The sequence below is a fragment of the Embleya sp. NPDC050493 genome, assembly GCF_044458105.1.
GTDB lineage: Bacteria > Actinomycetota > Actinomycetes > Streptomycetales > Streptomycetaceae > Embleya.
In genome coordinates this window covers 256,028-277,410 of the sequence record NZ_JBITHP010000013.1, presented here as the reverse complement: position 1 = coordinate 277,410, position 21,383 = coordinate 256,028, and the positions used below count along the sequence as shown (strand labels likewise).

Sequence of the window (21,383 nt, the reverse complement as noted above, 5' to 3'; positions counted from 1 at the left end):
GTTCGTCAACAAGAGCCCCAACAACGCGCTCGACGAGGGGGCATAGGGGGCGAAGGCGCTGCTCGCGCGCTGACCCGCGGGGGGGCCCGGCCCCGTCCGGGCCGCCCACCCGTCCCCACCCTTCCGGTCCCAAGCCTTCCCGTCCCACCATCCGCTCTTCAGCCCAAGGAGGTCCCCGTGGCCGCAGTCGCGGAACAACCCCGCAGGCTCCGCCGACGCGGGCCGCACGCCCGCCGCGAGGCCCGAATCGGGCTGCTGTTCGTCCTGCCCGCCTTCGTGCTGTTCGTGCTGTTCCGATTCGGCCCCAGCATCGCCGGCGTGCTGCTCGGCTTCACCGACTACTCGCTGATGGACTCGCCGAAGTTCACCGGCCTGGACAACTTCACCCGCCTGTGGGACGACCCGGTCTTCTGGTCCTCCCTCAAGGTGACTGTGCTCTACACGGTGATCACCGTGCCCGGCACGATCGTCGCCGCGCTCGGGCTGGCGCTGCTGACCCGGCGCGCGTTCCGCGGTTCGAAGCTGTTCCGCTCGATCTTCTTCCTCCCGGTGGTCACCAGCCTGGTGCTCGCCTCCACCGTGTTCATCTGGATCTTCTCCACCGACGGCCCGTGGTCCACGGTGATGGGTTGGATCGGTGGACACACCGGATCCTGGCTGGCCGACGACGTGTTCGTGGTGCCCGCGCTGGCGATCGTGGGCATCTGGTCGCGCTTCGGCTACGGCATGCTGATCCTGCTGGCCAGTCTGCAGAACGTGCCGCGCGAATTGGAGGAGGCCGCGCTCACCGACGGCGCCGGCCCCTGGCAGCGTTTTCGCCACATCATCGCGCCGAGCCTGAAGCCCGCGCTGTTCTTCCTCGCCGTGATCGAGACCACCGCCAGTTTCCAGGTGTTCGACGCGGTGTACGTGATGACCGGCGGCGGCCCGGCGAACGCCAGCTACACGCTGGTGTTCCAGCTCTACGACGCCGGCTTCAAGTACTTCGATCTCGGCTACGCCAGCGCGATCGGCCTGGCCCTGTTCGTGCTGACGCTCATCGTGGCGATCATCCAGCGCCTGGTGATCGGGAAGGAGAAGTGACCATGTCCCTCGATACCCACGAGGTCGCCGAGATCACCCCGCCGCCGGTCGTGTCGGCCGCGAGCGAACCCGCGCGCTCGCGCCTGCGGTTGCGCCGGGACCGCTCCGGCGCGGGCCGCGAGCAGGACACCGTGCCGTACGCGCTGCGCGGCACCCGGCGCGGCAAGGTGCTGCGCGGCGTGCTGCTCGGCGTGGTCGCGCTGGCCACGATCTTCCCGTTCTACGCGATGGTCGTGCTGTCCCTGAAGCCGTCCGGCGCGGTCGAGTTCCCGGACAGCCTGCTGCCGTGGAACCTGACCACCAGCGCCTACAGCGACGTCCTCGGTTCGCAGGACGTCCCCCAGTGGCTGATCAACACGCTCATCTACTCGATCGTCGGCGTGCTGGGCACGCTGCTGCTCTCCGCGCTGGCCGGCTACGCGTTCGCCAAGAAGCGCTTCCCCGGCCGCGAGGCGATGTTCTGGTCGTTCCTGTCGATGGTCATGGTCCCGTACCACGTGACGATGATCCCGACGTTCGTCCTGATCGCGAAGATGAACGGCGTCGACACCTACTGGGGTCTGATCCTGCCCTCGCTGGCCAACGCGCAAGCGGTGTTCCTGATGCGGCAGTTCATTCAGGGCCTGCCGGACGAGCTGTTCGAGGCGGCCAAGATCGACGGCGCCTCGGAGTTCCAGATCTTCGTCCGGATCGTGCTGCCGCTGATCAAGCCGATCATGGCCACCCTGGGCACGTTCGTCTTCCTGTGGCACTGGAACGACTTCCTGTGGCCGTTGATCGTCGGCCAGAGCACCGACATGCGCACGCTGACCGTCGGCATCGCCTCCCTGCAACAACAGAACGTGCCGTTGAACGTGGTCCTGGCGGGCTCCGTGGTCGCGTTCGTCCCCATCTTCATGGCCTACCTCGTGGGCCAGCGCTACGTCACCGAAGGCGTGGCGGCAACCGGAATCAAGGGCTGATCACGCGTCATGAATGTTGTAGCTGTAGCGGATGGTGCTCCCGGCCGACTCGCCTTCCCCGAGGGCGAGGCCGCGCTGGAGGAACTCCTCGCGACCCCTTCGGCGGCGCTGATCGCAGACCTGGCCGGTCTGGACGGCGACCTGGTCGTGCTCGGCGCGGGCGGCAAGATGGGCCCGAGCCTGTGCCGGCTGGCCCGGCGCGCGCTGGACGCGGGCGGGCGCACCGACGTCGGCGTGTACGCGGTCTCGCGCTGGTCGGACCGGGCGGCGGCGCGGGCGCTGGAGGCCGACGGCGTGCGTACCGTCGCATTCGATTTGATGACCGGCGACCCGGCCGACCTGCCGGACGCGGGCAACGTGGTGTTCATGGTCGGTGCCAAGTTCGGCTCGGCCGGCGCGCCCGAGCACGCGTGGGCCGTGAACGCCGCGCTGCCGGACCGGATCGCCCGCCGCTACCCGGCCGCGCGGATCGCCGCGTTCTCCACCGGCAACGTGTATCCGCTGGTGGACGCGGGCTCCGGCGGCAGCGTGGAGACCGATGCGGTCGGGCCGGTCGGCGAGTACGCGATGTCCTGCCTGGGCCGCGAACGGGTGTTCACGCACGCCGCGACCACGCGCGGTACCCGGGTCGCGCTGATCCGGCTCAACTACGCGGTCGACCTGCGCTACGGCGTGCTCGCCGACATCGCGGCGGCGGTGCACGCGGGCGAACCGGTGGATGTGACGACGGGTCAGGCCAACGTGGTGTGGCAGGGTTACGCCAACGAGGTCGCGCTGCGCTCGCTCGGGCACGCGGGCACGCCGTTCACGGTGAACCTGACCGGCCCCGAGACCGCGTCCGTACGGCGCCTCGCGGCGATGTTCGGCACCGAGTTCGGCCGGGAGGCGATCGTGACCGGCGCCGAGTCGGGCAGCGCGTTGTTGTCCGACGCGAGTCTGTGCCACGAGTTGTTCGGCTATCCCGAAGTCCCCCTGCGCACACTCGTGGCCTGGCAGGCGGACTGGATCCGGCGCGGGTATCCGCTGTCCGGCAAGGCCACCAAGTTCCAGGTCCGCGACGGAAAGTTCTGAGGCATCGTGATCAACTCCGCAACGGATTCCCCGGGTTCGGTCGGTTCGATGGACCCGGTCGACCCGGCCGGTTCGCTCGACCCGGCCGGCTCGACCGGCGCGGCGGTTTCCCCGCTTTCGCCGATCGAGCTGCTGCTCGAGGGCACCGTGATCCCCGCACATCCGCTCGCGCTCGACGCCGAGGGCCGGTTCGACGAGCGTCGGCAGCGGGCGCTGACCCGCTACTACCTCGCCTCCGGCGCGGGCGGCCTCGCGGTCGGCGTGCACACCACGCAGTTCGAGATCCGAAAGCCCGAGGTCGGGCTGCTGCGGCCGGTGTTGGAACTGGCCGCCGAGACGGTCGCCCGCGAGGCGGGCCGACCGGTGGTGCGGGTGGCCGGTGCCTGCGGGTACACCGCGCAGGCGGTGGCCGAGGCCGAACTCGCCGCCTCGCTCGGCTACGACGCGGTGCTGCTCAGCCCCGCCGTGCCGGGTGCGGACGAACAGGGCCTGCTGGACCGGGCGCGCGCCGTCGGCGAGGTGTTGCCGGTGATCGGGTTCTACCTCCAGGACGCGGTGGGCGGCCGGTTCCTCACCCCCGAGTTCTGGCGCGCGTTCGCCGACATCCCGAGCGTGGCCGCGATCAAGATCGCCCCCTTCGACCGCTACCGCACCTCGGATGTGCTCGCGGCGGTGGCCGATGCCGACCGGGCCGGCGAGGTCGCGCTGTACACCGGCAACGACGACGCGATCATCACCGACCTGCTGACCCCGTATCGGGCCGGTGCCCGGCCGCGCTGGTTCGCCGGCGGACTGCTCGGCCAGTGGGCGGTGTGGACGTCGACCGCGGTCACGCTGCTCGACCGGGTCCGCCGCGCCCGGGCCGGCGATCACCGCATGATGGTCGAACTACTCCGTCAGGCACCGGAGTTGACCGATGCGAACTCGGCGGTTTTCGACGTGCGCGGCGGCTTCCGCGGCTGCATCGCGGGCGTGCACGAGGTGCTGCGCCGGCAGGGGCTGCTGGCCGGGACCTGGTGCCTGGACCCGGCGGAGTCGTTGTCGCCGGGACAGGCCGAGGAGATCGAGCGGGTGGCGAAGGCCTATCCGTGGTTGACCGACGACGCGTTCGTGGCGGAGCACCTCGATGCCTGGCTCGCCTAGTTCGCGATCGGCCGCAGGCCGGGACGCTCGCGCCGTGGTCGTACTGGCCGTTGCGCCCGGGCTGCGTGCGGAGTTCTTCGGGATGGCGGATCCGGCCGGGCCGGGGGGTGTGGCCGAGCGGCTGCGGGCCGTGGCCGACGTCGTAGCGGTGGACGACCCCGCCGACGTCGATGCGCTGCGGGCGGCCCTTGCCGATGCGGACGTGCTGGTGTCGTCGTGGGGAATGCCGCGGCTGACCGGCGAGTTGCTCGCGGCGGCGCCCCGGGTCGGGCTGCTGGCGCACACCGGTGCGGCGATCACCCCCTACGTGGGCGCGGACGCGTTCGCGCGCGGCGTGCGGGTGACCCAGGCCGGGCAGGGCATGGCCCGTTCGGTGGCCGAGGTCGCCTTGGCCTTCACGCTGGCGCTGTTGCACCGGATCCATCGCTACGACCACGCGTTGCGCGGCGGAGACGACTGGGCGGCCGCCTCGGTCGCGCCCGCCCGGCACGAGGTGCTCGGCGCCCGGATCGGCGTGGTCGGCGCGTCGCGGACCGGCCGGGCGTACATCGAGGTGGTCCGGGCGCTCGGCGCCCGGGTGCAGGTCGCCGATCCCACCCTGAGCACCGCAGACGCGGCCGAACTCGGGGTCGAACTCGTCGACTTGGACCGGCTCCTGACGAGCAGTCGGATCGTCGCGCTGCACGCGCCCTCGCTGCCGGCGACGCGGCACCTGATCGGCGCCCGCGAACTCGCCCTGCTCGCGGACGGCGCCGGTCTGGTGAACACCGCGCGCTCGTGGCTGGTGGACGAGCGGGCGCTGCTCGCGGAGTTGACCACCGGACGAATCGACGCCGCGCTGGACGTGTTCGACCGGGAGCCGCTGCCCGTCGACCATGCGTTCCGGGCCTTGCCGAACGTGCTGCTGACGCCGCATCGGGCCGCCGGTACGGTCGAGTGTCGCCGCCGGCAGGGCGACATCGTCCTCGACGAGGTGGAGCGCCACCTGACCGGCCGTGCGCTCGACCACGAGGTCGGCCCCGACGCGCTCACCCGGGTCGGCTGAACGTCCCCTCGCACAGTCCCCGTTCCATCATCGACATCCCCCACGTACCTGGAGAGACACCGTGCGCCTGATGCGCGTAGGCGAACCCGGCAACGAACGCCCCGTACTGTTCGCCGCCGACGGCCGCCACTTCGACCTGAGCCGGCTCACCGCCGACCTCGACGCGGCGTTCTTCGCCTCGGACGGCGTCGAGCGGGTCCGCGAGGCCGCGGCGGCGGGCAGCCTGCCGGAGTTCGACGTCGCCGGCCTGCGCGTCGGTGCCCCGGTGGCCGGGCCCGGCGCGATCCTGTGCATCGGGCAGAACTACGCGGCGCACGCGGCCGAATCCGGCGCCGAGCCGCCGAGCACGCCGATCCTGTTCTACAAGGCGCCGCACACCGTGGTCGGGCCCTACGACGACGTGCTGATCCCGCGTGGAGCGGTCAAGACCGACTGGGAGGTCGAACTCGCCGTCGTGATCGGCCGCCGGGCCCGCTACCTCGCCTCGCCCGAGGACGCGTTGGCCCATGTCGCGGGCTACACGATCAGCAACGACGTGTCCGAGCGGGCGTTCCAGCTCGAACAGTCCGGTGGCCAGTGGTCCAAGGGCAAGAACTGCGAGACGTTCAACCCGCTGGGCCCGTGGCTGGTGACCACGGACGAGATCACCGACCCGCAGACCCTCGGGCTGCGCTCGTGGGTCGGCGGGGAGAGTCGACAGGACTCGACCACGGCCGACATGATCTTCGGCGTGGCGTACCTGATCCACCACCTGTCGCAGTACCTGGTGCTGGAACCCGGTGACATCGTCAACACCGGTACGCCGCAGGGGGTTGCCCTGTCCGGGCGCTTCCCGTACCTGGTCGAGGGCGACGTGATGGAGCTGGAGATCGATCGGCTGGGGCGGCAGCGGTCGCACCTGGTGCAGGCCTGACGGGTCCGCGGCCGGCACGGGGTGGCCCGTCGATGCCGTGACCGGGAGTGCGCCGGTCACGGCATCCTTGGCGGGGCACCCGTGCGGACCGGCGTGGGACGGTCCGGCCCTGCTCCGGGTTGTCGCGCGCGGGTCAGGGGCGTACCGCGACCGCGTCGACCTCGAACAACATCCCGGGCAGGGCCAGGGACGCGACGCCGCTGAGCGTCTGGGTCGGCGGCAGGTCGCCCCAGATCGCGCCGATCGCCTTGCCGAGGATGGCCAGCTTGTCCGAGTCGTGGTCGACGATGTGGGTGCGCAGCTGCACGATGTGACTCGGGTCCAGGCCGACGGCAGCGAGCGCGATGCGCAGGTTGTCGAAGGACTCCTCGACCTGCTCGGCGAAGTCGTCGGTGGTGACGTGGCCGTCGGCGTCCGACGCGTACTGTCCGGCGACGAACACGAGTTCCCCGGACGCCACGGCGACGTGGCTGTACCCGAAGTGCACCGGGTCGTGCAGGCCGTCGGGGTTGATGATGCGGTGCGACATGGTCGGGGTCCCTCCGAAGCGAACGGTCGTCGAGTACAGGTCGTCGGCGCCCCGGATCATTCCCGACGACGGTGACAATCGCGGACACCGGCACGGCGAACGGGTACACCCCTTGGCGGGATCGCGCTCCACCCGGGTGCGGGGACGTTCGGGCCCGGCCGGCCCGGCCGGGCCGGCCGGGCTTCGTCGGCCTACGAGGGGACGCTCGTCGGTGTGCCGGCCTGGCCGGCGAGAGCCCCGGCGAGGGCGGCGGCGGCCTCGTCGGAGAGCGGTCGGTGGTCCAACAGGAAGCGGTACCAGAACAATCCGTACAGCTGATCCACGATCAGGTCGAGGTCGGCGCCCGGCGCGAGTTCGTCCGGATGACGGGCGAGCAGCTCCCGCAGCGCGTCGCGGCGGGACGCGGTGAACGTACGGACCAGGTCTGCGGCATGCGGATCGCGCGCCGCCTCGCGGACCAGTGAGCGCAGCACCGACGCGGTCGATTCGGCCCGCGCGCCGCGGAACGTGGCGGTCACGAACGAGGTCAGGTCGGCGCGCAGGGTCTCGGCTTCGGGAGGTGACACGACGTCACCGGCCAGGCCGGTCAGGGCCTCCAGCAGGACCGCGCCCTTCGAGGGCCACCAGCGGTAGATGGTCTGCTTCCCCACGCCCGCGGCGCGGGCGATCGTGTCGATCGTCACCGGCGCACCGCCGGATTCGGCGAGCAGCGCCAGGACGGCGTCCAGGATCGCGCGCCGGGCGTCCTCGTTGCGGCGCCGGCCCGTGTGTGCGCGGCGCGGGGAGTCGTCGTCGGAGCTGTCGCGATTCATGGGATCAGCATATCTCCTTGACGAGACCAGCAGTCTCGGTAATGCTTTGTCGAGACGAACGGTCTCGAAAACCCGGGGCTCGCCTCGTCGCACCCGATCGCACGACCCCGCACGACTTGGCACGACTTCGCACGACTTCGCAACCAGAAAGCCAGGCAATCTCATGTCCGTCTCCCGTTCATTGCAAGGCCAGTCCGTCGTCGTCATGGGCGGCAGCTCCGGCATCGGCGAGGCCACCGCCACGCGGCTCGCCGCGGACGGGGCCGAGGTGGTGATCACCGGCCGTGACCGTTCCCGACTCGACGCGGCCGTCGAGCGGATCGGCGGCAAGACCACCGGCCGGGTGCTCGACGCCACGGACGCGGACCTGGTGGCCGAGTTCTTCGCCGGCTCCGATGCCCCGATCGACCACCTCGTGTTGGCACTGAGCGGCGCTTCCGGCAGTGGTCCGATCGCGAGCCTGGACCCGGAGCAGCTCGCCGCCGGATTCGCGGGCAAGTTCTGGCCGTTCGTGCGCGTCCTCCAGGCGGCGCTGCCCCGGCTTTCGGCGCGCGCCTCGGTGACCTTCGTGACCGCGGCCTCCGCCGGAGCGGCCTTCCCCGGCACGGCCGGACTGGCCGCGATCAACGGGGCGTTGCAGGCGATGGTGCCACCGCTCGCGGTCGAACTCGCGCCGATCCGGGTCAACGCGGTCTCGCCCGGCGTGATCGACACCCCGTGGTGGGACGCGATACCGACCGAGGCCCGGGCCGAGCTGTTCACCGGCATCAGTGCCGCGACACCGGTCGGCCGGGTCGGCCGTGCCGACGAAGTCGCGGACGTGATCCGCCTGTTCGTCGGCAACGGCTTCATGACCGGCACGGTGATCGACTGCACCGGCGGCGCCAACCTCCCGACGGGCCGCTGACCCGAGGACGGGACCGTTATGCCGGGGCAGCCCGAGCCGCCCGGAGAATACGGCAGGTGCGACGAAGAATTGTCACATTCGTGTCCCGATCCCGCTCTCGAATTGTCGCGCCGTTGCGCCGCGCATGTGGGAAATGAATCGTGCTGTCGACAAAACACGGATTGCATTCGCGGGAATACGCATGGGAATCGGGAGTGGAAACGCCAAGGGCCCCGCCGGGTGTCGGCGGGGCCCTTGGCGTCAGTCCGGATCAGGTGGTGATCCGACCCGGTTCAGCGGCGTTGCGGGTGCTCAGACCTGGTGGCGACCGCGGCGGCGGTTGAAGTAGATCGCGCCTCCGCCTGCGGCCAGCAGCGCGGCGGCCGCGCCGGTGATCATGATCACGGCGGAGTTGTCGCCACCGGTGTTGGCGAGGTCCTTGCCATTGCCCGCCGGGGCGACCGGCAGCCACGGCACCTCGACCGCGGGGTTGTCCGTACCGGGCTCCACGATCGGCTTGGTCGGCCCCTCGCTACCCGTCGGTTCCGCGCTGCCGGACGGCTTCGTGCCGGTCGCCGGCGCCGAGGTGGTGGTGGCCGGGGCGGACGTGGTGGGCGGAGCCGCGGAGGTCGCCGGTGCCGACGTGGTGGGCGGGGCCGAGCTCGTGGCCGGGGCGGACGTGGTCGCCGGGGCCGAGGTGCCCGGCGCCGGAGGGGCCGAGCTGGTCGGCGGTGCCGGCGTGGTGGGCGGCTTGGTGTTCGTCGGCGGCAGCGTCGTCGCCGGCGCGCTGGTCGGCGGCGTGGTCGTCGGCGGGACCGTCGGGGTCTCGACGCAGTCGAGCGTGCCGGTGTAGGTCTGCGAGTAGCCGGCCGGACCGGTCACCGTGACGGTGTAGGCGGTGTCCTCGGCGACCTTGACGAACTGGGTCTTGTTCGAGTTCGGCGGCACGGTCACCTTGGCGCCGTTGAGCTTGAACTCGGCCGGTCCGTCACCGGTGTTCTTCAGCGTGACGGTGACCCCGCCCTGGACGCAGTCCTCCTTGTACGCCGACGAGGGGACCGGGGCGGCCTGGTGGCTCCACTTGACCTGGGCCGATGCGCTGACCGAGAACGGCTGCGAGCCCGCCGTGATCAGGGTCTGCGAGTGCTTGCGGTCCTTGGCCAGGAAGACCCGGCCGATGTTGACCCCGGCCTTGGTCGAGGCCGAGATCTTTGCCTCGCCCGGGTTCTGGCTCTTGGGCACCTTCACGTACAGCTCGGTGCCGTTGGCCGCGGTGCCGAGCGGGTTGCCGTCCTTGCCGACCAGCGAGACGCCGGCCGGGACCGTGCCGTCGAGCTTGACCGCGACCGGCTCGGTCGAGGTGGTCTTGACCGTGACCGGACCGACGCCGGGAGTGTCGCCGTCCTTGCCGCTGGTGGTGGTCGGGGCGAGCTCCAGCGAGGCGCCGGGCTCACTGGCCTCACCCTTGTTGGCCTCGCCGGTGAGGTACTTGTACAGCGTCACGACGTCCTTGTCGTTACGCGTCTCGGACGCGTTGACGCCGTTGCTGTAGTGCCAGATCGCGGCCTGGGTGGCCTCGACGGCCTCCTGCGCGTCGAGCTTGCCCTTCTTGTCCGACACCCCGGATGCCTTGGCCAGCGCGTCGAGGTCGTTGATCTTGGGGTACGAGTGGTTCAGCACCCAGTTGATCTTCGCGACCTTGGCGGTGTCCTTGAGCCACGAGTCGGCCCAGGCGCCCTCGCGGTAGTCGACGTCCTCGCGGACGGTCGTCTCCAGGTCGATGCAGTACACCAGGACCTCGGGCGCGCCGGCCTTCCGGGCGCTCAGGATCATCAGCTCGGTCTGCTGCTTCCAGAGGAAGCCCGACAGCGCGACCTCGCCCTCCGTGTGCTTCACATGGCCACGGAACTGGAGGGCGACGCTGTCGGCGTATGCGACGGGCGAGAACCCGATGACCGCGACCGCGGCCAGACCGGTGACGGCACACGCCGATGCCGCGCGGGATATACCCCGCTGGGTCATGAACATGAAAGAAACGACTCCTCGCGAAAAGGCGGCCCCCGCTGCCCGGGTCTGTCACCGGGATCCCCACCCCTGGGCCGCCGAACGCAAGAATCGTGGCATCACGATGGTTAGTCAATTCACGGACGGGGAATCCGCCCGGGAAATCGCGAATTACCCGAAGTCGGCCAATGCCATATCGCGGCATTATATGTAATCCGCCCATTTTCGGACCGATGCCCCCGGTCCGCCCCGCCCCCGGCGGCCGGAGGCTCGCTCGTCGACCGCCGTCCTCCGCGGACGGAAGACGGCGGTCCGAGGCGGGCCCGGGGCGGCGGCCGAGGCGGGCCGCTCCGGGCCCGGCCCGGCGGATCCCGTTGGATCAGGCCGCGTCGTCGGCGAACGTGCCCGCACGGTCGGCACGTTCCGGGTCGCGGGCGCGCAGGACCGCGTAGCCGGCGATGCCCACCACCAGGGCGCCGACGAACACGTACGGCAGCACGTTGAGCGGGGATTCCGGGACGGGCCACAGGTTGCGGTAGAAGACGTAGACCATCGCCGCCGCGCCGATCAGGCCCAGGGCCCAGGTGATCGCCAGGCCCCGGGCGCCGGTCCCGCGCACGAACAGCGGCGCGGCCAGGCAGACCAGCACGTACGACAGCATGTAGCCGAAGACGCCGATCGTGTCGATGTACGTGGTCGCGTCCAGGCCGTTGGTGCCGGCCGATACGACCGCCACCGTCGGGATCGCGACGAACGGGGTGACGGCCCAGATCGCGGCGGACGGGGTCTTGTGGGTCGGATGCGCCCGACCCAGGCGTGCCGGCACCACACCCTCCCTGGCCATGCCGAACAGCAGCCGGGCGGCGACCGTGACGCAGGCCATCACCACGGCCAGGAACGAGGCGGCGAAGCCCGCGTGCAGGAAGAACTTCAGGAAGCCCAGGCCGGAGAGTTCGGCCAACTCGTCCATCGGGTCGGCACTGGCCACCAGGCCGTCGGGGCCACCGAAGCCGACCACCTGGGCGTAGGTGGCGAACATGTACAGCAGCCCGGCCAGCAGCGCGCTGCCCATTACCGCCCGCGGGATCGCCTTGTACGGGTCGGTCGCCTCCGCGCCCAGCGAGGCGGCACCCTCGAAGCCGACGAAGCCGAGCACGCCCAGGACCACCGCGAACACGATGCCGTCCAGGGTGCTGCCGCTCAGGGTGAGTTGGTCGGTGTCGAACAGGTCGTTGCCGCTCTTGAAGAACACCGCGAGGAGCACGACCACGATCAGCACGATCGAGATCACCTCCAACGTCGCCGCCACCCGCGCGGCGGTGCGCACGCTCGCGATGGTCAACCGGACCGCGATGGCGGCCAGCAGCACGTCGAGCAGCACCTGACCGGCCACCCCGGTGAAGGCGCCCACGCCGATCCCGTCCAGTGCCCGGCCGGTGTAGTAGCCGGCGCCCGCGAGCGAGCCGGAGCCGATGCACACCGCGCCGATCAGCAGCGCCCAGCCGGTCACGAACGCGCCGGACGGCCCGAGCGAGAGCCGGGTGAACGCGTACAGCGAGCCGGTGCCCGCCCGGCGGCGGGCGAATACGCAGATGCAGTACGCGATCGCCAGCACCGCGGCCATGGCCAGGAAGAACGAGAACCAGGCGCCGTTGCCCGCGGACGCCGCCATGCTCGCGGGCGCGAACGCGATCACCGCGCTGGGCGCGACGTTGGCCACGCTCTGCGCGCCCACCTCGAAGGTGGTCACACTGCGCCGGGCCAGGCCGTCGTCGGGCGCGCCGGCGTGGGCACCGGAGGACGAGGGCGAGGCTGCGGATGTGGGCACGGGTGCTGCCTTTCCGGACTTTCCGGCCGAATTGCCTGGGGTGAGAGTAGTCATCGGTCAGCCCTCGCGCTTGGTGGGGTCGTACGCGGACGGGGTGTGCGTGGTCGAGCCGGAGGCGGATCGCGGCCCGGCGTACGCGGTGTAGGCGTCGTAGGCGGCGGAGTCGGAGCCGGCCACGCCGGTCTCGGCCGGGTCGTGCGGCGCCGGCCGGTAGCCGGTGATCAGCAACTGCCGTAGTGCGCGGCCCTCGTTCAACTCGGCGAGGGCGTCACCGGCCTCCTCCAGCGGACGCCGGGCCGAGATCATCGACTCGACGTCCAGGAAGCCGCCGACCACCAGGTCGACCAGGACCGGGATGTCGCGATGGGGGACCACCGAGCCGTAGTTCGAGCCGAGGATGCGCTGATCGGCCTCGGCCAGCGCCAGCGGGTCGAAGCGGGCCGTGCTGCCGGTCGGCGGGAGGCCGACGATCACCGCGGCGCCGCCCTGACCGAGCGCTGCGATCGCCTGCTCGGTGGTGGCGATCTTGCCGATCGCGTCGAAGACGTAGTCCAGGCCCTCGGGGACCAATGTGCGCAGCGCCGCCACCGGGTCGACCGCGCTCGCGTCGATCGTGTCGGTGGCGCCCAGGGTGCGGGCCAGGTCGAGCTTGTCCGCGACCACGTCCACCGCGACGATCCGGCCCGCGCCGGACAGCCGGGCGCCCTGCACACAGGACAACCCCACGCCGCCGCAGCCGATCACCGCGACCGTCGCGCCGGCCTCCACGCCCGCGGTGTTGCGGACCGCACCCACGCCGGTGGCGATCGCGCAGCCGACCAGGGCCAGTGCGTCCAGTGGCGCGTCCTTGCGCACCTTGACCGCCCCGGAGACCGGGACCACCACACGGTCGGCGAACGAGGACACGCCGAGGTAGTGGTGCAGTCGCTCGCCGTCGGTCGTGCTCAGCCGGCTGGTGCCGTCGTACAGCACCCCCTTGGGCGCGACCACCTCGGCGACCAGCGAACAGGCGGCGGGGCGGCCGGCGAGGCAGTAGCGGCAGGTGCCGCACGCCGGCACCCAGGACAGCACCACGTGGTCGCCGACGGCCAGGCCCGAGTCGTCGGTGTCCGGGCCGAGCGCGGTCACCACGCCGGAGCCCTCGTGGCCCAGCACGACGGGCATCGGCACGTCCCATTCGCCGCGCACCACGTGCAGGTCGGAGTGGCACACACCGGCCGCGACCACCGCGACCTCGACCTCGCCGGAGCCGGGCGGGGCCAGTACGAGGTCGGTCATGGCGAGGTCGTTCCCGGGGCGCAGGACCACGCCGCGGACGCGGTCGGCGGGTGCCGGCGAGGGGATGGTGCTCATGGCTGCTCCTGGCTGGACGAGGTCGCGTTTAGTGTCGCTAAACTTTCGTCAAGGTTTTACAGGAGTAAACTCGTGGCGTAAAGACCCCCGAGCGGGGTGAATCCGAATGAATCCGAACCTTTACGGACCGCCCCGTGGTCCCGGAACGGTGCGCTGAAACGACGGGAGGGCGGGTACCGTGTCGCGCGTGCCAGCACATGCCGGAGCAGCCGGCGAAGAACCCAGCGAACCTCCCGGCGTCGCGCCGGAGCCCGCGGTCGAGGCTACGAGCGGAACCCGGGGCGGGACCGGGAGCGAGGGCGAAACCGGGGTCGAGGCGGAAGCCGAGACGGAACCCGGAGCCGAGGCCCGAGCCGAACCCGCGCCCGGGGCAGCCGCGGCCAAGGACACCTCCAGCCGGATGTCCCGGGTCGGTCCGCGCCTACGCGAACTGCGGCTGGCCCAGGGACTGACCCTGGTCCAGGTGGCCGGCGCCGCCGGGGTGACCAAGGGCTTCCTGAGCCTGGCCGAGCGCGGCAAGGCGTCGGTGTCCGTGCCGACCCTGCTGCGCATCTGCGACGCCGTCGGCACCAGCATCGCGGCCCTGTTCGACTACCCCGACCAGGACGTGGTGCGCAGCGGCATCGGCGCGCCGCTGGAGATGGGCGGCATCGGGATCGAGGAGTTCCTGCTGACACCGGCGGACGAGACGCACGTCCAGGTGATGCGCACGGTGCTGAGCCCGGGCGGCGGCTCGGGCGGTGCGTACGCGCTGGAGGCCGAGACGGTGTTCGCGTACATGGTCCGCGGCAGCCTCGAACTGACCGTCGACGGCACCGTGCGCCATCTCGGCGCGGGTGACTCGACCACGTTCTCCGCGCGGCTGGAACACGGATGGACCAATCCGGGCGAGATCGAGGCCGAGGTGTTGTGGTCGATCGCGCCGGCACTGCCGCGCCACGTGACGAAGTTGCGGCCGAACCGGTAATCACCGGTTGTCGATCGATTGCCGACCGGGGTCGACCGGGTACGGAGCCGGTACGGACCGAGTAGCGGCCCGATGTCCGCCGACCGCGGGCCGGTTCGTCGGGTCCATGGCGACGTCGGCGCCACGCCGCCCCCGGGGCTTTCTATGCTTGCCGCGTGACCGACCCCAATGACCTCGATGTCCGACCGGCGTTCTCGCCGTCCGCAGCCGCCTCTGCCCGGGGGGTGATGGCGCTAACCTGCGAGCGTGTGGCCGCGACATTGGCTTCGTACGAGCTGCGGGTACTGCCGTCGACCGTGGCCCAGTGGGAAGCCGGTACGGAACGCCCGAACGAAGCCGAACTGCTCGCCCTCGCCAAGTCCTTGGTCGTCCCCGTGAGCCAACTCATGGGCGGCCGACCGAGCAATCTCCAGGACCACCGGATCGCCGCCGGCCTCACCCGCGCCGAACTCGCCAACCGGGTACGGATGAAGGAGGTCGGCTACGCCCGACTCGAACGTGCGAACAAGTGGCGCGCCGACGAGGAGCGCACCGGCTTCCTGGTCCGCGCGCTGGGCCTGTCGATGCGTGACCTGGCCGAGGTGTCGGGCGTGGGCCCGGAACTGGAAAACCTGCTCGCCGAGGCCGTGGTGGGCCGCTGGAAGACCCAACTGCCGGACATCACCCGGCTGATCGGGATGCGCCGCAAACGCATCGGCGAGGTGCTGGAAGCGCTGAGCTCGGTCTTCCCGGAAGGCATGGACGTGGCCGACGTGCCGCGGGCCGCGGTGGTCGAGCGGTTCTGGGGCCTGCTCGGCGACCCGGTCGCGGACCCGGGTGCGCCGGGCGTGTGGCTGCTGCAAGGACGCTTCGCGTAAACCGACCCCGAACCCGAACGGTCCTGTCGTCCCGTCGGATCCGACGGGGCGACAGGACCGTGCTCTTCGAGCCGCCGGACACGGCCTGGATACGGCCTGGACACGGCCTACAGGGACACGCCGACCAACGTCCCGCCGTCGGCGATGCGCACGTCGAAGCGGGCGAGTTGGTCCGTGGGCGTCCAGGTGCCGGTCCGGATGACCAGCGGCGCCTCCGAACCCGGGACGCCGTAGCCCTTCGCCGGCACCGTCCAACTCGAGACCTGCTGCTCCTTGCCGTCCTTGCCGACCGCGACCAGCGAGCACCGCAACGGGCCGCGCACGTTCCGCAGTTCGAGCGCGAGGTTGGTACCCCACGCCTTGCTCTCCAGGGCGAGCCGGGCGGCCGCGCCGGTGCGCGGATCGGTGGCCGCGACGGTCGTGCCGTTGTCGGCGACGGCCGCGAACGGGTCCACGTTCCGCGCGGACGTGGACGAGTCCTTCTGCAACCAGGTCCGGCCCGTGAGCACCCCCGCGCCCAGGCCGATCACGAGCAGCGCGACGCACGCGGCGACCAGGAGCGCCGGTCGGGACCGGCGTCGGGCGGCCCGCCGCGCGCCGAGCTCGTCCACCGGCCCCGACTCGGCGGCCTGGGTCGGTGCTGCCCCCGATGTCGCGGTCGGTTCCGCCACCGAGGCAAGGACCGGTCCGGGCGTGCGCGTCGGTTCGGCCGGCAACGCGGGCGCTGCGGGCGGCGCCGATACCGACGACTCCGGCAGTTCGTACACTCCCTCGTCCCGCAGCTCGGTCAGCAGCGTGGCCATGCCGGAAAAATCGGCCAGCTCGTCGAGACACCGGTCGCACGTGGCCAGGTGTTCCTCGAACGCGTCCCGGTCGGCCGGCTCCAACAGGCCGAGGGCATATGCGGCGATATCCGCGTGTTCGGGTTGGATGCTCATGCCGACACCCCCCTCTCCTCCAGGACGACCCGCAGGGCGCGCAGCGCGTAGTACACGCGTGACTTCGCCGTACCCGCCGGGATGCCGAGCACGTCGGCCGCCTGATTGACAGTACGGTCGCGGAAGAACGTTTCGATCAAAATTTCCCGGTGCGATGTGGAGAGGGCGTCCAGCGCGTCGCCGACCACCACCGAACGCAGCAGCCGGTCCACCTCGTCGCCGGTGGGCAGCGCGGCCAACGGCTCGTCGCCGACCTCCGGCGGACGGGCCGCGCGGGCCCGCTGTTCGTCGATGACCAGCCGGCGCGCGACGGTGACCAGCCAGGGCAGCAGCGGCGCGGCGGGATCCAGCTTCGCGCGATTGCGCCAGGCCCGGACCAGCACCTCCTGCACGCTGTCCTCGGCGCGTTGCCGATCGCCGCCGTTCAGTCGCGACACGACCGCGAGCAACGGCCGCGAGTACTCGCGATAGAGCATCGTGACGAATTTGGTCTCCTCGTCGGAGCCCGGCGGGTCGGAACCCGGCGGGCCAGACCCCGGTACGTCCACATCGGACATCCCCGACCGGCCTCCTCATCCGTAGCCGAGATCCGCTCCCGGAACAGGCAACACCCTAGGGGTCCCGCCGCCACCGATCTGCCCGGACCCGATACCGGGTGCGCGTCGTCGCCGGTGCCGCTGCCGCCCGGCCCCGGACGGCGGCGGAGAGCGCCGACGGGGCGGCGGACGCCGACGTGGTGTCGGAGTACGCCGCCCCGGGGGCGGGTGCGCTGCGGGAAGCAGGCCGTGCGCTCGTGTTCGTCTACTGCGGGTCGCGGTTGAACGACGCCTTGGACCAGAAGTAGCCCAGCACCGTCAGCCCCACGCACCAGCCGATCGCGAGCCATCCGTCGTTGCCGATCCCGGTGCCGAGGAGCAGCCCGCGCAGGGTCTCGATGCAGGGCGTGAACGGCTGGTACTCGGCGATCGGTTGGAACCACCCCGGCATCGAGTCGAGCGGGACGAAGGTGGTGGAGATCAGCGGCAGGAAGATCAGTGGCAGCGCGTTGTTGCCTGCCGCCTCGGCGTTCGGGCTGATCAGGCCCATCCCGACGGCGATCCAGGTGAGCGCCAGGGAGAACAGCACGAGCAGTCCGAACGCCGCGATCCACTCCACGACCGTGGCATCCGTGGACCGGAACCCGATGGCCACCGCGATGGCCCCGACCAGGACCACGCTCAGCACGCACTGGAGCACGCAGCCGGCGACGTGCCCGATGAGCACCGACCCGCGATGGATCGCCATCGTGCGGAAACGGGCGATGATGCCCTCGTTCATGTCCGAGGCCACGGACACCGCGCTGCCGATCGTGGTGCCGCCGATGGTCATCATCAGGATGCCCGGGACGACGTAGGCGATGTACTCGGACCGGTCCGCCCCGCCGCCCCCGATGCCGGCGCTCATCACGTCGCCGAAGATGTAGACGAAGAGCAGCAGCAGCATGACCGGCGTCAGCAGCAGATTCAGGGTGAGGGACGGGTAGCGCCGCGCGTGCAGCAGATTGCGCCGCAACATCGTGGACGAGTCGCGCACGGCGAGGGGGAGGGAACTCATCGCACGGGCTCCTTGGTTCGGGTGGTGCCGCTGGTCAGGGCGAAGAACACGTCGTCGAGGTCCGGGGTGTGCACGGTCAGCTCGTCCGCCTCGATGCCGGCCGAGTCCAGCCGGTCGAGGATGGAGCGCAGTTCGCGCTGGCTGCCGTCGCTGGGGATCTGCAACGACAGCGCCTCGTCGTCGCGGGTGATGTCGTGCAGCGCGGAGGCGGCGGACCGGTACGCGGACGGGTCGGAGAAGCGCAGTCGTACGTGGCCGCCGGGGATGAGCCGCTTCAACTCGTCGGCGGTCCCCTCGGCGGCGATCCTGCCGTCGTTGAGCACGGCGATGCGGTCGGCGAGTTCGTCGGCCTCGTCCAGGTACTGGGTGGTGAGGAAGACGGTGACGCCGTCGGAGACGAGCTCGCGGATGATCCCCCACATGTTGTGCCGGCTGCGCGGATCCAGACCGGTGGTCGGCTCGTCCAGGAAGATGATCCGCGGATTGCCGACCAGGGTCATGGCGATGTCCAGGCGCCGCTTCATGCCGCCGGAGTAGCTCTGCGCGGGCTTCCCGGCGGCTTCGACGAGGTCGAACCGCTCCAGCAACTCGGCGGTGATCCGCCGCCCTTCGCGCTTGGACAGGTGGTGCAGGTCCGCCATCAGGAGCATGTTCTCCTCGCCGGTGATCAACCCGTCGACCGCGGAGAACTGCCCGGTGACGCCGATCGCGGCCCGCACGCCGTCCGGTGACGTGGCCACGTCGTGGCCCGCGACCCGGGACTGCCCGCCGTCCGCGGAGATGAGCGTGGAGAGGATCTTCACGACGGTGGTCTTGCCGGCGCCGTTGGGTCCGAGCAGGGCGAAGACCGAACCGGCCGGGATGTGCAGATCGATGCCGTCCAGGACGGTCTTGTCGCCGTACGACTTGCGCAGACCGACCGTGGAGACGGCGGCCGGGGCCGGGTCCCTGTCGCCCGGCCTGGATGTGGGCATGACAGAAGGCATGGGCCCTCCCGTTCGAAGGCTGGAGTGGGTGGGGGAGCGGGTGAGTCGAGGCCGGTGCCTTCGGGGTCAGGCCCCGGTGCGGCGGGCGTCGGCCTCGATGGCGCCGTCGTCGGCGGGCCGCGCCGGCGCGAGGTCGGGGTCGGGCGTGCGCGGCCGCACGTCGACCGAGCCGGGGGCTTCGGTGGCCACCGCGAACTCGGGGCGGAAGGTGTCGACGTACGGCGTGAGGTCCATAGCGCCATCATGGCACCATCATGGCGACACTGGCAAGTCGGGATGGCGCCTTATCTGGGGCCGGTCGGCCCTGGCCGCGCTGATCTGCGGAAACGTGAAGGCGACGGCCCGGGTGGCGGTGGTGCCTCACGCACTGCTGCACCGTTGTGCCGGGTGATGCCATCCGACGCCGGATGGTGCCAAGATGTGCCATCAGGCGTCATCCGACGCTGAGTGCGGCCGTCTCGAATCGCTCGCCGGCCCGGACCCGGGGACCCGGCTCGCCTTCGCGCTCGCCGGGCGAGACCCGGCGCGCCGCGTGGGCGCCGGCGCTCGTGCGACACGAGCCGAGGGCCGGGCCCGCCACCGGGTGACGGGCCGGGCCCCGGCTTCTCTCGGTCACCCCGGCGGGCCGGACGGCTCCTCCGGTCGCCCCGAATAACGGCGGATTTCTCCGGCCGGCGATATTTCCGGGGCGATTGCCTCGGCGGCCGAGCCGGTGGGCGGTCCGGCCGAAAGAGGAATCGGGCCGCCGTCGAACGGGATTGTGCGAGCGGGGGAGCTTCCCGACGGAAGTCGAGGGGCGGAGACCGATGGTCGGCCTATTCCGGGCGCCGGTCCGGGAATTCGGTCGATCCCGCGCGGACCCCATCCGAGCCCCGACCCGGACCTCGATCCGGGTCGGATCCGGTTCTCGATTCGGAATACGGTATCCGTGCTCGGCCGAATCGCCGGCTTTCCACCGTTGGGAATACGGTGAACGGGCCGGCGGTCGGGCGCGTCGACCCGGACGACTCCGACGCCCGCGGCGGGCTGTCCCGTCGACGGGACTCGGCCCCGACGAGCGGCCCGCCCGCATCGGGGCCGCTCAGCCGCGCAGTTCGAGCGTGCAGCACTTGGCGTTGCCGCCGGCCTTGAGCAACTCGGTCAGGTCGATCCCGATCGGGACATAGCCGCGCTCGCGCAGTTGCGGACCGACGAGTTCGACGGCCCGCTCCGGCAGCAGCACGTGCCGGCCGTCGGAGAGCGCGTTGAGCCCGAACGTGGCGGCGGTGGCCTCGTCGGCCAGGATCGCATCGGGGAAGCGCTCGGCCAGCCGGCGCCGGCTGTCGGGGGAGAACGCCTGCGGGTAGTACATGATCTCGCCGGGACCGAGCACGGAGAGCGCGGTGTCCAGGTGGTAGAACCTGGGATCCACCAGGGTCAGGCTGAGCACCGGGATGCCGAAGAACTCCTGTGCCTCGTGGTGTCCGCGCAGGTCGCTGCGGAAGCCGCAGCCGGCCAGGAGCTCGCCGCCCACGTAGAGGAAGTCGCCCTCGCCCTCGTTGAAGCTCTCGGCCTGACGCACCTCGGCCCACCCGGCGGCGCGGAACCAGTCGAGGTAGGCGCGTGATTCGTCGGCGCGCTGATGGTGGCGAAACCGTGCGACGAGCACCTTGCCGTCCACGACGGTCGCGCCGTTGGCCGCGAACACCATGTCCGGAAGGCCGGGCACCGGTTCGATCAGCGCCACGTCGTGCCCGAGGGCCACGTAGGCATCGTGCAGCCCCTTCCACTGGGCCAGGCCGGTGTCCGCCGAGGTGGGCACGTTCGGATCCATCCACGGATTGATCGAATAGGTGACGTCGAAGTAGGTCGGCCGGCACATCAGGAAACGCCGCGGCCGAGCGATGCGGTTGTCGTTCGAAGTCTGTTCGATGGCTGTGTGGGTCACCTTGATTCCTTTGTTCTCCGTGATTGTGTCCGGGGCGAAATCAATGCCGATACAAAACGGTGGGTTCGACCGGACGGAAACACGACGTGTACCCGATGCGGGTATGCCGGATAAGAGCGGGATCGCCGCGGGCCGAAACTAGCACGGGGTGCGGGCCGTACTCGTCCCGTTGACGGGACAACCGCGTAAATGGATATTCACGATTTCGACGGGATCGGTTCGGGTAATTCCACCGCGCATTATGCGTTGCGCGGGTGCCGGCGCGTGCCCTCGCGCGACGCGCATGCCCGATTGGACTCGGGCGGTATGTCGACAACCTCGGGTTCGACCTCTCGCCGCCGGTCGGGGCGGGGGCGGGGACAGGGACAGGGGCGCGGGCGTCCGCGTCGGTCGAACGCCTCGGGGTGCCGCCGATGCCCGCGGGGCCGGCCGACGTCGCCGGAACCCGCGTCGATCGAACGCCTCGGGTGCCGCCGATGCCCGCGG

Annotated in this window: 20 protein-coding genes; 9 read left to right on the top strand and 11 right to left on the bottom strand. The window is 71.2% G+C overall.

Going from position 1 to position 21,383, the window contains the following annotated elements; translation table 11 throughout:
* The first annotated feature begins 177 nt into the window (after nt 1-177).
* The 6 genes from ACIBM5_RS25310 (at nt 178) to ACIBM5_RS25285 (ending at nt 6,217) form a co-directional block, all read left to right on the top strand.
* The gene (locus ACIBM5_RS25310; RefSeq protein WP_391587651.1) at nt 178-1,083 is read left to right on the top strand and encodes a carbohydrate ABC transporter permease; all 906 of its coding nucleotides are present in this window, start codon (nt 178-180) and stop codon (nt 1,081-1,083) included.
* Nucleotides 1,084-1,085: 2 nt separating this feature from the next.
* Nucleotides 1,086-2,045, top strand: a complete 960-nt coding sequence (locus ACIBM5_RS25305; RefSeq protein ID WP_391587652.1) for a carbohydrate ABC transporter permease — start codon at nt 1,086-1,088, stop codon at nt 2,043-2,045.
* Between the two features lie 9 nt (nt 2,046-2,054).
* Complete coding sequence (locus tag ACIBM5_RS25300) at nt 2,055-3,116, top strand: NAD-dependent epimerase/dehydratase family protein (protein ID WP_396008905.1); 1,062 nt, start codon at nt 2,055-2,057, stop codon at nt 3,114-3,116.
* A gap of 48 nt (nt 3,117-3,164) precedes the next feature.
* The gene (locus ACIBM5_RS25295; protein WP_396008904.1) at nt 3,165-4,259 is read left to right on the top strand and encodes a dihydrodipicolinate synthase family protein; all 1,095 of its coding nucleotides are present in this window, start codon (nt 3,165-3,167) and stop codon (nt 4,257-4,259) included.
* Entirely contained in the window at nt 4,243-5,304 is a 1,062-nt protein-coding gene (locus ACIBM5_RS25290) for a hydroxyacid dehydrogenase (protein ID WP_396008903.1), read from the top strand. The genes ACIBM5_RS25295 and ACIBM5_RS25290 overlap by 17 nt, the downstream gene beginning before the upstream one ends.
* 61 nt (nt 5,305-5,365) lie before the next feature.
* Entirely contained in the window at nt 5,366-6,217 is an 852-nt protein-coding gene (locus tag ACIBM5_RS25285) for a fumarylacetoacetate hydrolase family protein (protein WP_396008902.1), read from the top strand.
* 133 nt (nt 6,218-6,350) lie between these two features.
* On the opposite strand, the gene ACIBM5_RS25280 is transcribed toward ACIBM5_RS25285, so the two are convergent.
* Entirely contained in the window at nt 6,351-6,746 is a 396-nt protein-coding gene (locus ACIBM5_RS25280; RefSeq protein ID WP_391587657.1) for a RidA family protein, read from the bottom strand.
* 191 nt (nt 6,747-6,937) lie between these two features.
* On the bottom strand, nt 6,938-7,558 hold the full coding sequence (locus tag ACIBM5_RS25275; protein ID WP_396008901.1) for a TetR/AcrR family transcriptional regulator: 621 nt from the start codon (nt 7,556-7,558) through the stop codon (nt 6,938-6,940).
* Nucleotides 7,559-7,763: 205 nt separating this feature from the next.
* On the opposite strand from ACIBM5_RS25275, the gene ACIBM5_RS25270 reads away from it, so the two are divergent.
* Nucleotides 7,764-8,465 carry an SDR family oxidoreductase gene (locus tag ACIBM5_RS25270; RefSeq protein WP_396008900.1) on the top strand — a complete coding sequence of 234 codons (702 nt, stop codon included), beginning with the start codon at nt 7,764-7,766 and terminating at the stop codon, nt 8,463-8,465.
* 291 nt (nt 8,466-8,756) lie between these two features.
* Here ACIBM5_RS25270 and ACIBM5_RS25265 read toward each other — a convergent pair whose 3' ends face one another.
* The 3 genes from ACIBM5_RS25265 to ACIBM5_RS25255 all read right to left on the bottom strand — a co-directional run bounded on the left by ACIBM5_RS25265 (nt 8,757) and on the right by ACIBM5_RS25255 (nt 13,629).
* The gene (locus ACIBM5_RS25265) at nt 8,757-10,472 is read right to left on the bottom strand and encodes a Cys-Gln thioester bond-forming surface protein (protein ID WP_396008899.1); all 1,716 of its coding nucleotides are present in this window, start codon (nt 10,470-10,472) and stop codon (nt 8,757-8,759) included.
* Nucleotides 10,473-10,827: 355 nt separating this feature from the next.
* The gene (locus ACIBM5_RS25260) at nt 10,828-12,276 is read right to left on the bottom strand and encodes an APC family permease (protein ID WP_391587659.1); all 1,449 of its coding nucleotides are present in this window, start codon (nt 12,274-12,276) and stop codon (nt 10,828-10,830) included.
* 57 nt (nt 12,277-12,333) lie between these two features.
* Nucleotides 12,334-13,629, bottom strand: a complete 1,296-nt coding sequence (locus tag ACIBM5_RS25255; RefSeq protein ID WP_396008898.1) for a zinc-binding dehydrogenase — start codon at nt 13,627-13,629, stop codon at nt 12,334-12,336.
* Between the two features lie 187 nt (nt 13,630-13,816).
* Here ACIBM5_RS25255 and ACIBM5_RS25250 point away from each other — a divergent pair, with 187 nt between their 5' ends.
* Both ACIBM5_RS25250 and ACIBM5_RS25245 read left to right on the top strand, forming a co-directional pair.
* Nucleotides 13,817-14,596, top strand: a complete 780-nt coding sequence (locus ACIBM5_RS25250; RefSeq protein WP_396008897.1) for a helix-turn-helix domain-containing protein — start codon at nt 13,817-13,819, stop codon at nt 14,594-14,596.
* A 248-nt stretch (nt 14,597-14,844) separates the two neighbouring features.
* Complete coding sequence (locus tag ACIBM5_RS25245; protein WP_396008896.1) at nt 14,845-15,453, top strand: hypothetical protein; 609 nt, start codon at nt 14,845-14,847, stop codon at nt 15,451-15,453.
* A gap of 107 nt (nt 15,454-15,560) precedes the next feature.
* Here ACIBM5_RS25245 and ACIBM5_RS25240 read toward each other — a convergent pair whose 3' ends face one another.
* The 6 genes from ACIBM5_RS25240 to ddaH all read right to left on the bottom strand — a co-directional run bounded on the left by ACIBM5_RS25240 (nt 15,561) and on the right by ddaH (nt 20,897).
* The gene (locus ACIBM5_RS25240; protein WP_396008895.1) at nt 15,561-16,391 is read right to left on the bottom strand and encodes an anti-sigma factor family protein; all 831 of its coding nucleotides are present in this window, start codon (nt 16,389-16,391) and stop codon (nt 15,561-15,563) included.
* Entirely contained in the window at nt 16,388-16,948 is a 561-nt protein-coding gene (locus tag ACIBM5_RS25235) for a sigma-70 family RNA polymerase sigma factor (protein ID WP_396008894.1), read from the bottom strand. The genes ACIBM5_RS25240 and ACIBM5_RS25235 overlap by 4 nt, the downstream gene beginning before the upstream one ends.
* A gap of 244 nt (nt 16,949-17,192) precedes the next feature.
* Entirely contained in the window at nt 17,193-17,984 is a 792-nt protein-coding gene (locus ACIBM5_RS25230) for an ABC transporter permease (RefSeq protein WP_396008893.1), read from the bottom strand.
* Nucleotides 17,981-18,958 (bottom strand): ATP-binding cassette domain-containing protein, encoded by a 978-nt coding sequence (locus ACIBM5_RS25225; protein ID WP_396008913.1) that lies wholly within the window; start codon nt 18,956-18,958, stop codon nt 17,981-17,983. Before ACIBM5_RS25225 ends, ACIBM5_RS25230 begins: the two co-directional genes overlap by 4 nt.
* 78 nt (nt 18,959-19,036) lie before the next feature.
* Nucleotides 19,037-19,204 carry a hypothetical protein gene (locus ACIBM5_RS25220; RefSeq protein ID WP_396008892.1) on the bottom strand — a complete coding sequence of 56 codons (168 nt, stop codon included), beginning with the start codon at nt 19,202-19,204 and terminating at the stop codon, nt 19,037-19,039.
* Between the two features lie 847 nt (nt 19,205-20,051).
* A complete protein-coding gene (ddaH, locus tag ACIBM5_RS25215) occupies nt 20,052-20,897 on the bottom strand; it encodes a dimethylargininase (protein ID WP_396008891.1) in 846 nt (281 codons plus the stop codon).
* Nucleotides 20,898-21,383: the final 486 nt, after the last annotated feature.

Coding starts and splice junctions, on each gene's coding strand:
- ACIBM5_RS25305 (WP_391587652.1), top strand. CDS start 1,086: ATGTCCCTCGATACCCACGAGGTCGCCGAGATCACCCCGCCGCCGGTC.
- ACIBM5_RS25300 (WP_396008905.1), top strand. CDS start 2,055: ATGAATGTTGTAGCTGTAGCGGATGGTGCTCCCGGCCGACTCGCCTTC.
- ACIBM5_RS25295 (WP_396008904.1), top strand. CDS start 3,165: ATGGACCCGGTCGACCCGGCCGGTTCGCTCGACCCGGCCGGCTCGACC.
- ACIBM5_RS25290 (WP_396008903.1), top strand. CDS start 4,243: ATGCCTGGCTCGCCTAGTTCGCGATCGGCCGCAGGCCGGGACGCTCGC.
- ACIBM5_RS25280 (WP_391587657.1), bottom strand. CDS start 6,746: ATGTCGCACCGCATCATCAACCCCGACGGCCTGCACGACCCGGTGCAC.
- ACIBM5_RS25275 (WP_396008901.1), bottom strand. CDS start 7,558: ATGAATCGCGACAGCTCCGACGACGACTCCCCGCGCCGCGCACACACG.
- ACIBM5_RS25270 (WP_396008900.1), top strand. CDS start 7,764: ATGGGCGGCAGCTCCGGCATCGGCGAGGCCACCGCCACGCGGCTCGCC.
- ACIBM5_RS25265 (WP_396008899.1), bottom strand. CDS start 10,472: ATGTTCATGACCCAGCGGGGTATATCCCGCGCGGCATCGGCGTGTGCC.
- ACIBM5_RS25255 (WP_396008898.1), bottom strand. CDS start 13,629: ATGAGCACCATCCCCTCGCCGGCACCCGCCGACCGCGTCCGCGGCGTG.
- ACIBM5_RS25240 (WP_396008895.1), bottom strand. CDS start 16,391: ATGAGCATCCAACCCGAACACGCGGATATCGCCGCATATGCCCTCGGC.
- ACIBM5_RS25235 (WP_396008894.1), bottom strand. CDS start 16,948: ATGTCCGATGTGGACGTACCGGGGTCTGGCCCGCCGGGTTCCGACCCG.
- ACIBM5_RS25230 (WP_396008893.1), bottom strand. CDS start 17,984: ATGAGTTCCCTCCCCCTCGCCGTGCGCGACTCGTCCACGATGTTGCGG.
- ACIBM5_RS25225 (WP_396008913.1), bottom strand. CDS start 18,958: ATGCCCACATCCAGGCCGGGCGACAGGGACCCGGCCCCGGCCGCCGTC.
- ACIBM5_RS25220 (WP_396008892.1), bottom strand. CDS start 19,204: ATGGACCTCACGCCGTACGTCGACACCTTCCGCCCCGAGTTCGCGGTG.